Source organism: Deferribacterota bacterium, from assembly GCA_034189185.1.
Classification (GTDB): Bacteria; Chrysiogenota; Deferribacteres; order Deferribacterales; family UBA228; genus UBA228.
In genome coordinates this window covers 1-10472 of record JAXHVM010000066.1, presented here as the reverse complement: position 1 = coordinate 10472, position 10472 = coordinate 1, and the positions used below count along the sequence as shown (strand labels likewise).

Annotated in this window: 8 protein-coding genes; 1 reads left to right on the top strand and 7 read right to left on the bottom strand. The window is 30.9% G+C overall.

The features are described 5' to 3' along the window. Positions 1-460: GTPase (locus SVN78_05965; protein ID MDY6821149.1), on the top strand; the 460-nt coding region annotated here is incomplete at its 5' end. Positions 461-661: 201 nt separating this feature from the next. On the opposite strand, the gene SVN78_05960 is transcribed toward SVN78_05965, so the two are convergent. From SVN78_05960 to ispH, 7 genes are all read right to left on the bottom strand, one after another. Beyond that, on the bottom strand, positions 662-958 hold the full coding sequence (locus tag SVN78_05960) for a zinc ribbon domain-containing protein (protein ID MDY6821148.1): 297 nt from the start codon (positions 956-958) through the stop codon (positions 662-664). Positions 959-1039: 81 nt separating this feature from the next. After that, a complete protein-coding gene (locus tag SVN78_05955; GenBank protein MDY6821147.1) occupies positions 1040-3217 on the bottom strand; it encodes a molybdopterin-dependent oxidoreductase in 2178 nt (725 codons plus the stop codon). Then, a complete protein-coding gene (locus SVN78_05950) occupies positions 3214-5157 on the bottom strand; it encodes an FAD-dependent oxidoreductase (protein ID MDY6821146.1) in 1944 nt (647 codons plus the stop codon). The genes SVN78_05955 and SVN78_05950 overlap by 4 nt, the downstream gene beginning before the upstream one ends. Positions 5158-5566: 409 nt before the next feature. Next, positions 5567-7096, bottom strand: coding sequence for a YifB family Mg chelatase-like AAA ATPase (locus tag SVN78_05945; protein MDY6821145.1), 1530 nt, complete (start codon positions 7094-7096; stop codon positions 5567-5569). 3 nt (positions 7097-7099) lie between these two features. After that, a complete protein-coding gene (sppA, locus tag SVN78_05940) occupies positions 7100-7948 on the bottom strand; it encodes a signal peptide peptidase SppA (protein MDY6821144.1) in 849 nt (282 codons plus the stop codon). A 13-nt stretch (positions 7949-7961) separates the two neighbouring features. Continuing rightward, positions 7962-9635: a S1 RNA-binding domain-containing protein gene (locus SVN78_05935; protein ID MDY6821143.1), complete on the bottom strand. Its 1674-nt coding sequence runs from the start codon at positions 9633-9635 to the stop codon at positions 7962-7964. Then, the coding region (gene ispH, locus SVN78_05930; protein MDY6821142.1) for a 4-hydroxy-3-methylbut-2-enyl diphosphate reductase at positions 9628-10472 on the bottom strand (845 nt) is incomplete at its 5' end. The genes SVN78_05935 and ispH, both read right to left, overlap by 8 nt.

Below are 10472 nucleotides of genomic sequence, written 5' to 3'. Positions count from 1 at the left end.
TGATGATCTTATGTTTGCTACTCTAGATCCTGTCTCTAAGAGATTAAGATTTCCAAAAGATAATAATATTATAATTAATGATACTGTTGGTTTTATAAAAAATCTACCTATAGACCTAAGAGGAGCTTTTAAATCTACTTTAGAAGAACTATATGAATCAACAATTTTACTTCATCTTGTTGACATATCGAATGAACAGTATGAAAAGCAAATAAAAGATGTTAATACTATTTTAGAAGAATTAGATATGCATGAAAAAGAACAATTGCTAGTTTTCAATAAAATAGATTTAATAGATGAAAATACGCTGTTAAAAGTTAAAAGAAGATTTAAAGATAGTATTTATATATCTGCCATCAACAAGAACTCCTTTGATGAGCTACTTAACAAAATATTTTATTGCCTTTTCTTAGCAAAAAAAGATATCCCTAGTTACAATAAAGATTACGTAATTAATTAATTTTAACTATTAATCAATTTAGAAGCACTTACTATAATAATAAATAAATTATAATAACTATAATATTATATAAGAAAAGAAGGTAAGCCACCCTTTAAAAGGCTAGACTTCTCAATTAAAATTATGCCAAAGCATTTTTTATTTTTTAAAATTTGCAATATTAGAAAACAAAATATTTACTTGTAAAAAAATCATAAATGTCTAACTAGCTGCATTCCCAGCTGGACTTTTCTTTGCCTCTTTTGGCTTTTCTTTTGTATCCTTTACCTCTTTTTTGTCTATTTTTTCATTCTTTGTAGGATTTTGGGCTGAAGCATTCCTTTTATAGTCTGTTGCATACCAACCACTGCCCTTTAATATAAAAGATGAGAGTGATATAATTCTAACTGACTTGCCACCACATTCTGTGCACACTTCAGTCTTTTCATCACTATTTATACTCTTAAGAAAACTACTAACCTTACCACACTTTGTACACTTATATTCATAGATAGGCATCTTTTCCTCCTCTATTCTTTAATTATAATCTTCTAATTAAAACATTATAGGATAATTGGATTAAAATTCAATAAATAATTTTTAGTAATCTTTTAGTTTTATTTTTACGCCTTTAGCTATTTTATATCTGCTAATTAACCTATCAATATTATCCTCGGCCTGTGGGATATATGTTTTTTTAAATTTATTATCTTCATAATTAATATAAGAATACTTTAACGTTAAGCCATTAATATGTTTTTTATTAATATAAATATAATTATCTTTATCTTTCTTTGCTTTATTTTTATTAAAATTAGGGTTTATTGCAAGATCTGAGACAAGATAATTATCTATAAACTTAATATTTTTACTAGTGACACCTTCAATAAATTTATCAAATAAATTATTATAGTTATTATCTAAAGCTATATTTAATTCACTTGCTAACTTAGCTAAGTATTTAACTTCGCAACCTAATTCACTATCCCCTTTAATTAGTTCATCAGCCTTTACTATTCTTCCATCTAAAGTAATATAGCTTCCTCTTTTTTCGTAATATGATCTAACAGGTAAAATTATATCTGCTAATTTATTAAAGTCATTTAAAAACAGATCCAAACAAACCTTGTGTCTAACCTTTTCTATGCCATCAATTAGCTCTTTTGAGGCACTTAAAAATTTATAGGGATAAAAATTAGCCCAAATAATATGCTTTATTTTGCCATTCTTTAAATCATCTAGCAATTCGCTTACTGAGTATTGATTACTATAAATACCCTGCAAAAGAATACTTCTAAAGTTTCCTTTGTTTAAACCAGTTTGTAATGAGATTATATTATCTAAACCTATAAAATTAGTAATGTCAAATAAACTACTAAAATCGTCCCCGCATTGTATATATTCATCCCCAACAATTAGTGAAACATTTTTAGCATTTTTTATAAGCTCCCTTATTTCATTATAACCTTTCTCAGAGCTATTAATTATATTGTTGATCGCCTTTGTAAAATCTGCATACTCTACTAATATTGAATGATCAACAAAATTGTCATAATCATAATTTTTTATACCTATCGTAACTATTTTAGTCTCACCTTTAACAACTGCATCCATAATATTCCATTTTAAACCCTTGAACTCTCTTGAGAGATCAGCTCCCAATAGTATAATTAAATCGGAATTAGATATATCACCTATCTTCCCTTTAGCTAAATAAGTACCATATAAATCTTTGTAAGTGCCAAGGAAGCCATTATCACAAAACTCTACATCAGAGATTATTTTATTTGTTCCTATTTTTTCTGCCAGTTCTTTGACCGTATATATTGCCTCATTTGATAATCTACTGCCAACTAAAAAACACACACTCTCTGGGCCATACTCATTAATACTCTCTTTTAGATTAGATGAAATTTTTTTAATTAAGTAGTCAACACCATCTTTTTGAAAGTCATTATTATTTTTAATAAGCCCCTCTGTTAGCCTTTCATCATTGTATATATAAGCAAAACCATATCTGCCAAGATCGCAAATACTGCCACCATTAACACTCTTTGTTCTAAAAATATAATTATTAGCAATACCATAATTAATCTCACATCCAAGTGGGCAATTCATACATGGATTTTTCTTAAATGTCAAATCCCATACACGCTTACTATGCCTAAAAGGTATATCTAATAGCGCTCCTACAGGACAATTATCAACACATAAACCACAAAAATCACAATCTAAAGGGTTTATTTTTGGTTTAATTCCACAATAATAAGCTGAACCATCTATTTTTAATGCACTAGTTCCATTTTTTAAGTGACAAAATTTAACACATCTTTCACATAATACACAAAGATTAGGATTATAGAGAATCATCTCCCAATTTTCTACAGGTTGTTTTGGTTTGTCACTCGTTAAATTATAAATATCTACGCCCAGCTTATATGTAATGTCTTGCAATACACATTCTCCACCCTTATCACAAATTGGACAATCTAAGGGGTGTTTTAATAAAACCTGTTGTAAGTTATATATCCTATTTTGCTTAACTTTTTCTGTATCTGTAAAAATTTCCATACCCGGTTGTGCAACCGTTTCACAAGCAGCAGATAATTTATTTATACCTTTAATCTCAACAACACACAATCTACAAGCACCAATAGGTGGTAAATCTTTGTGATAACAGAGGGTTGGTATTTCTATGCTATACCTATTAGCAACCTGCAGTATTGTCTCGCCTTCATTAAAAACTAATTTTTTACCATTAATATATATGTAGCTCATTTTTTATTCTGTTCTAAAGCCAACATTGCCATTCTTACACATCTAAGACATCTTGTAGATTCTAAATAGGCCTGCCTTTCAGTATAAGGTTTTTCAGCTTCCTCAAATGTCTTTTTTCTAACCTCAGGATCTAGCATATATGGCTCAAGCCTGTCGATTGCCTTTGGTTCTTCCACCTTCTCATCTTTATTAAAGGCAAGATTATTTTTATATATTAACTGTTCTAGTTTTTCCTCATCTGTTAGGTAAGGGGCACCACTTCTTATGTATCTATCTATTTGGATTGCCGCCATTCTGCCTTCACCAACAGCTCTTACAACTGTATCAGGTCCAAACTGGCAATCACCAGCTGCAAAAATACCCTTTTTGCTACTCATAAAAAGATTTTCTTCAGTTTTTATCGTATTCCATTTTGTTACCCCCACACCATCTTTTTCATCTAAGAAATCTAGGTTAGGATATTGACCAATTGCTGGTATAATAGTATCGCATTCAATAATAAAATTTGACCCCTCAATTGGCACTGGTCTCCTTCTACCGCTTTCATCTGGTTCAGTCAATCTCATTTTAACACACTCTAAGCCTACGACCCTGTTTTTTTCTGTTAAGATTTTTACAGGGGCAACAAGAAAATTTAATTTTATACCTTCCTCAATAGAATAATTAACTTCATAATCTTCAGCAGGCATCTCTTTTCTTGATCTCCTATAAGCTATATGAACACTTTCAGCACCAAGCCTAACAGCTGTTCTTGCGCAATCTATAGCTGTATTACCACCACCAACAACTACAACCTTTTTACCTATCTTAGCTGTGCCCTTTAGGGAAACCTCTCTCAAAAAATCTATACCCGATTTTAATAATCCTTCATAACCTTTATCTTCACCCTCTACACCCATAGTCCTCGATTTGAAGGCCCCTGCAGCAATAAGTGTAGCATCAAAGGATTTCGCAACATCATTAAATGATATATCAATACCAACTCTTTTATGTTCAATCTCAGCGCCCATCCTTACAATATCATCTATTTCCTTTTTTAATAAATCGCGGGGTTGCCTAAAAGCAGGTATTCCAACAGCTGTCATCCCACCTAACAATGGTAACATCTCATATATCTTGACACTATATCCCATTTTTAACAAATAATAAGCCGCCGATAAACCTGCTGGGCCAGCTCCAATTATAGCAACTCTTTTATTTTTATTTTCTCCATTTATCTCTTCATTCAATTCTTTATTATGATAATACGTATAATCCCATGCAAACCTCTTTAGCACCATTATATTTACAGGATCCTCTATTAAACCACGTCTACAATTTTTTTCACATGGATGAGGGCACACCCTTCCACAAACACCAGCCAAGGGCATATTTTCTCTTATTATTTTCAATGATTCAATAGGTTCATAATCCTTTATCATTTCTATAAATTCAGGGATTTTTATATGTGCAGGACACGCCGCAGTGCACGGAGCAGTTTGGTGAATAATAAAATCTACATTGTTATTTTTATAACCCGCAGTTTTTTTTACTTCATCCTCAAAATATTTTAATAGTTGAATCAATGGATAAACCGCTGTGGGAGCATTAGTGCATTTTGATGAATAATATATTGTATTAGATAGTTCTTTAACAAAGCTTATTTTTTCTAACTGTCCATTTATTACATCTAATAATAACTCCTTTAAAATAAAGGTACCAAATTTACCAGGAAAACATCTTCCACAACAACCTTTTGAGCTTACTACATCCATAAATTTATAGAATGCTTTAATAATATTTGCATCTTTATTAAAGACTAAAAAACCGTCCCAATTGATAAAGACTGTTGGGGTGCCTTTTATAAAAGTATACTCCAACTGTATTGGTGGTTTCTCTAAATCTTTCTTAAACCTATTATCATATAATCTATTCCTAAAATAGCCGTAATATAAATCCAATTAAACAAACCTATAAATATTATTGTATACAATCTATCACAATTTTATATAAAAGTCTATATTTTATTATTGTTTTGTTTCTATAGTTTTAAAGGCTTTCTTTGATAAATCAAGAGAAACCTTTATCCTATAAAAATAAGGCTCTTTTACTTTTAGAATAGTTAAATAAATATGATAAATTTTTGGCCAAGCTATTAGTCAATGCCTGTGATATAAGGCGATATTTATAAGTATGTAATAACCTCTTATATATAATAGGCATCAATCATCCTATTGTAAAAAATCTATAAGGAGAAAAATTCAATATTAGGTATTTATAAGATAGCGCTATTATAATTTTTATATTACTCTAATCTCAAAAAGATTTTTTGACTTCAAAAAGTCAAACTTTTTTAATCATTATACGTTTTTAGATATTCATTGTGTCTAAAAATCTGTATTTTGATGCCTCTAAAAGATGGTTATCCTTAATTGAATCTTCCTCGTTTAAATCGGCAATTGTCCTTGCAACCTTTAATATTTTATTGATTGAGCGAGCTGATAGCCCATATCTATCACATAATTTATCAAGTAGATCATAGATCTTGCCATCAATCTGTATTAAACTATTTATATGTTTATCATCAACATGAGCATTATATTTAAAGGGATAGTCCCTATGTCTTTCTTTTTGTATTTGATGAGCCCTAATCACTCTTTTTTTTATCTCTTCTGAAGATTCTTCCTTGCAGTTTCCCTTAAATTCTGAAAATTCTATCTCCTCCATCTTAACATGCATATCGATGCGGTCTATTAATGGCCCCGACAATCTTGATTGATATTTAACAATCTGGGATTCACTACACCTACATTCTCTTTTTTTACTCCAAAGAAATCCACATGGACATGGATTGCAAGCTGCAACGAGAATAAAAGTTGAAGGATAAGTAACTGTCTTACCTGCTCTTGATATTGTAACAATACCTTCTTCTAAAGGTTGTCTTAATACTTCTAAAACACTCCTTTTAAATTCTAAAAATTCATCTAAAAATAATACCCCGTTATGCGCTAGGCTTACAAGCCCAGGGGCTGCAGATTTTGTCCCACCAATTATAGCTACATCACTTGAGGTATGATGAGGACTTATAAATGGTCTTTTTATAATCAAACCCCTCTTTTTCCTTAAGATACCAGCCACTGAATGGATTTTAGTTGTCTCCAATGCCTCGTTAAATTCAAGATCAGGCAAAATTCCTGGCAACCTTTTGGCAATCATAGTCTTACCGCTACCAGGAGAGCCTACCATAAGAATATTATGCATGCCAGCTGCTGCAATCTCTACACATCTTTTAGCAAATTTCTGATTTGATACCTCCCTAAAATCAGGTCCTTTATATTTTGTATTTAATAAATTTATGAACTTTTCACCTTTAACTGGGTTAACAGTGTTAACGCCCTTAAGAAAAGCTAATAATGATGAAATATGCAAAAAAGGATAAATATTAACACTTTCTATATATTTAACCTCTGATACATTCTCTTTAGGTAATATTATATTCTTAAACCCATTCTTTGATGCTTCTATTGCCATTGGAAGAGCACCATTGACCCCTCTGATTTTGCCATCTAGAGATAATTCGCCTAATAATAAAAAATCTAACATATTAACCTGAAACGAATTAAATGCAGATAATAAGGCTATAGCAATAGGGAGATCAAAATGAGTCCCCTCTTTTTTTATATCAGCAGGCGCTAGATTAACTGTAATTGGATTAGAAAAAATATTATATTTTATATTACTAAGAGAGGCTTTAACCCTCTCCTTACTCTCTTTTATAGAATTATCAGCAAGCCCAACTATATTAAAGGAAGGTATACCTCTTGAGGCAACATATACCTCAACATCAATTAATATCCCATCTATACCAACGACATGGGCTGTTTTTACCCTAGAAAACATACCTTAATATGTATTATACAAGTAATAAAAGCCCTCGGGATGTAAAAGATTTTTTATTTCAAAGGGTAGAATACCGAGTACTTTCTCAATAAATTTCTCTGGTTTCTCGTGTGTAAAAAGTTTAAGACTAGGATCATCTAATTCTTTCTTCATATCTTCGAAAGCCTCATTCACTGTACCTAGTTTATCGACAAATCCAAGTTTATATGCTTTTTCGCCCGTAAATACTCTACCATCAGCATATTTTAAAAGGGTTTCATTGTCTATTTTCTTTCTACCTTTTTTGATGTCCCTTAAAAATTGATTGTATAGATTATCTATTGTATCTTGCAATATTTTAACCTCTTCTTCGCTTACCTCTCTGTAAGGAGATCCTATATCCTTAAACTTACCACTTTTTACTGAAATAAAATCTATACCAATATTGTCTAATAATTCCTTAAAATTAGATAATTGCAGGATCACACCAATACTACCAGTAATTGTGCCTGGTAATGCATAGATCTTATCAGTAGCAGCTGCCACATAGTATCCACCGCTAGCAGCAACAGAATCCATAACTGCATATACCGGCATTTTTAAGCTATTTAAAAATCTATATATCTTTTGTGTTGGCCCAATCATACCACCTGGAGAATCTATTGATATAATAAAGCCTTTAACTTTATCACTTTTTTTATATCTCTTTAATGTGTTTATAAATTCATCTTCATCTAATATAACACCCTCTAATTTAACCTCTACTATACTATCTGAAATAATACCTTTTTTCCCAAAATTTGAGATTATATATATAATATCAGCAATCAATATAATCAACAAAACCATTAATATTATTTTCAGTATTCTCATGACTAGCTCCCTATTACCTATTTAGCTTGTCTTTCAGAATAGAACCCAAACTAAATTTTGTCTCATCTTTATCATACGATTTTAAATAATCCTTAACATCTCTTTTTTCCTTGTCAAGCAAGTATAAACGTATAGATAGTATAACTAATTTTTTCTTATAATCTATATCTTTCACTAATGCTTTAATTGTATCACCTTCTTTATACCTATCATTTGGTGATATCTTTTTACTATCTATCTCACTAACTGGTACAATACCTTTAATATTTCTAGGCAATTTAACCTTAATAAAATTTTGCGTAACCTCATCTATAGCCAACTCTACCACAGAGCCAATGGGGTATAATTTATCTATTTCATCCCAAGGATTCTGTGTTAATTGTTTTATACCTAAATGTATCCTTTCTTTTTCAGGTTCAATTTTTAAAACCTTAGCCTCAATTATATCCCCAACCTTATATAACTTCTCTAAATCTAGTTGATTTTCAGTCCAGGAGATGTCAGTTTTCCTAATTAAGCCATCTATATGCTCGCCAAAGTCAATAAAAATACCAAAATCTTTTATATCTTTGACTTTTCCCTTCACAACAGAACCCTCAGGATGTTTCTTCTTAATACTATCCCATGGATTTGGTTCAATTAATCTCAAAGACATAATAATACGCCTATTTTTATCATCATAATCTAGCACTTTACCTTCTACTACCTCATGTTTTTTTAGAGATATATTACTTTTTCTAATCCATGATAATTCCTCATCAGGCACAAACCCATCTATGCCCTCTTCAATCTCAAGGATATAACCACCTTTTTTTCTTGTTACTACCCTACCTTTAACAATAGAATCTTTAAGGTATTTTTCTCTAACACTCTTCCAGGGATCTTCTTTTTTATGTTTTAAACTAACCTCGCATTTTTTATTCTCATAGTCTACATTTATTACCTTTACATCAATAACATCATCTACCTCTAAATAGAACGTTGGGTCTTTCACAATACCCCAACTAATATTTCCTTTGTATAAAAAAGCATCAACAGGGCCTAAACCAACAAAAACACCATAATTTTTTAATACTTTAACCTTTCCCTTAAGAATATCACCAACTTTGACCTTATTAAAAAACTCCTCTACTTCTCTTTTCTCTTTTTCCTCTAGGTACATCCTGTGTGATGCCAAAATTGTTTTTCTATCACTATCTATCTTTAGTATTTTACATTTAAGAGTTTTATCAATATAGTAGGCATCTTCTTTCTTATTCCTTCTAAAATCAATATGTGATTTAGGAATGTATGATTCTATCTCACCTGCATACCCTATAAAACCTCTATCAACATCTTTGATTATTTTAATATCTATATATTCCCCTGATTCATATGCTTTTTTAACCCTCTCATAATCTCTATCAATTCTAAGCTCTAATGATGATAACTTTATCTGACCCAAAGCATTGGATATTTCTACAACTTTAGCTTCTAGCTTTTGACCCTCTTTAACAATAATATTACCATCGCGCTTTAACTCATTAATGGGTATAAAGCCTTCGGTCTTTGTGCCAATATTTATTAAAGCAGAGTTTTCACCTATTTTAACTACCCTGCCCTCCAAAATTGCCCCCTTTTCTAGTGGGGGTATATAATCTTCTAATATTTTTTCAAATCCCTCTTTGGTGTTATCATCCTTAGACATACTCTACCTCATTTAGATAATCTAAAACTTCATTTATAAGATAATTAGGTGTTGAAGCCCCAGCGGAAATACCTACTTTGTAATCTTTCTTAAATTTTATATTTTTTAACTCTTCTACACTCTCAACAAAATAAGTTTTTTCACATATTTTACAACAAATCTGATACAATCTCTTTGTATTCGCGCTATTTCTTCCACCTATTATTAACATTAAATCAACCTTGCCTGCAATATCTTTTGCCTCATTCTGTCTTTGAAATGTAGCATTGCATATTGTATCTACTTTTTTTATCTTACTACACTTATTTTTCAATACCTCAAAAATATCTTGAAATAATTTCCTATCTTGTGTTGTTTGAGCTAAATAACCTATCTTGTTATAGCAATTTAATGACAATGCTTCATTAATATCAGAGACAATGTGATAATCCCCTTCTATGTAACTGATTATACCCTCAACCTCAGGATGAAATTTATCACCAAATATAACCACCGAATAACCCTCATGGCTCAATTCCCTAGCAGCATTATACGCCTTTTTTACAAAAGGGCAAGTAGCATCTATAATTTTTATCTCTTTAGATTCAATTTCTTCATACATATATTTAGTTATCCCATGGGACCTAATAATGACAGTATCCCCTTTTTTAAGATTATCTAAATCATTTACAACGCTAATACCACTTTTCTCTAGCTGATTAACAACATGGGGGTTGTGTATAATAGGTCCATAGGTGTATACCTTTCCATTCTCACCAAGCGATTCTTTGGCTATTGAAATTGCTCTCTCTACACCAAAACAAAAACCTGCATTCTTAGCCACTATAACTTTTATGC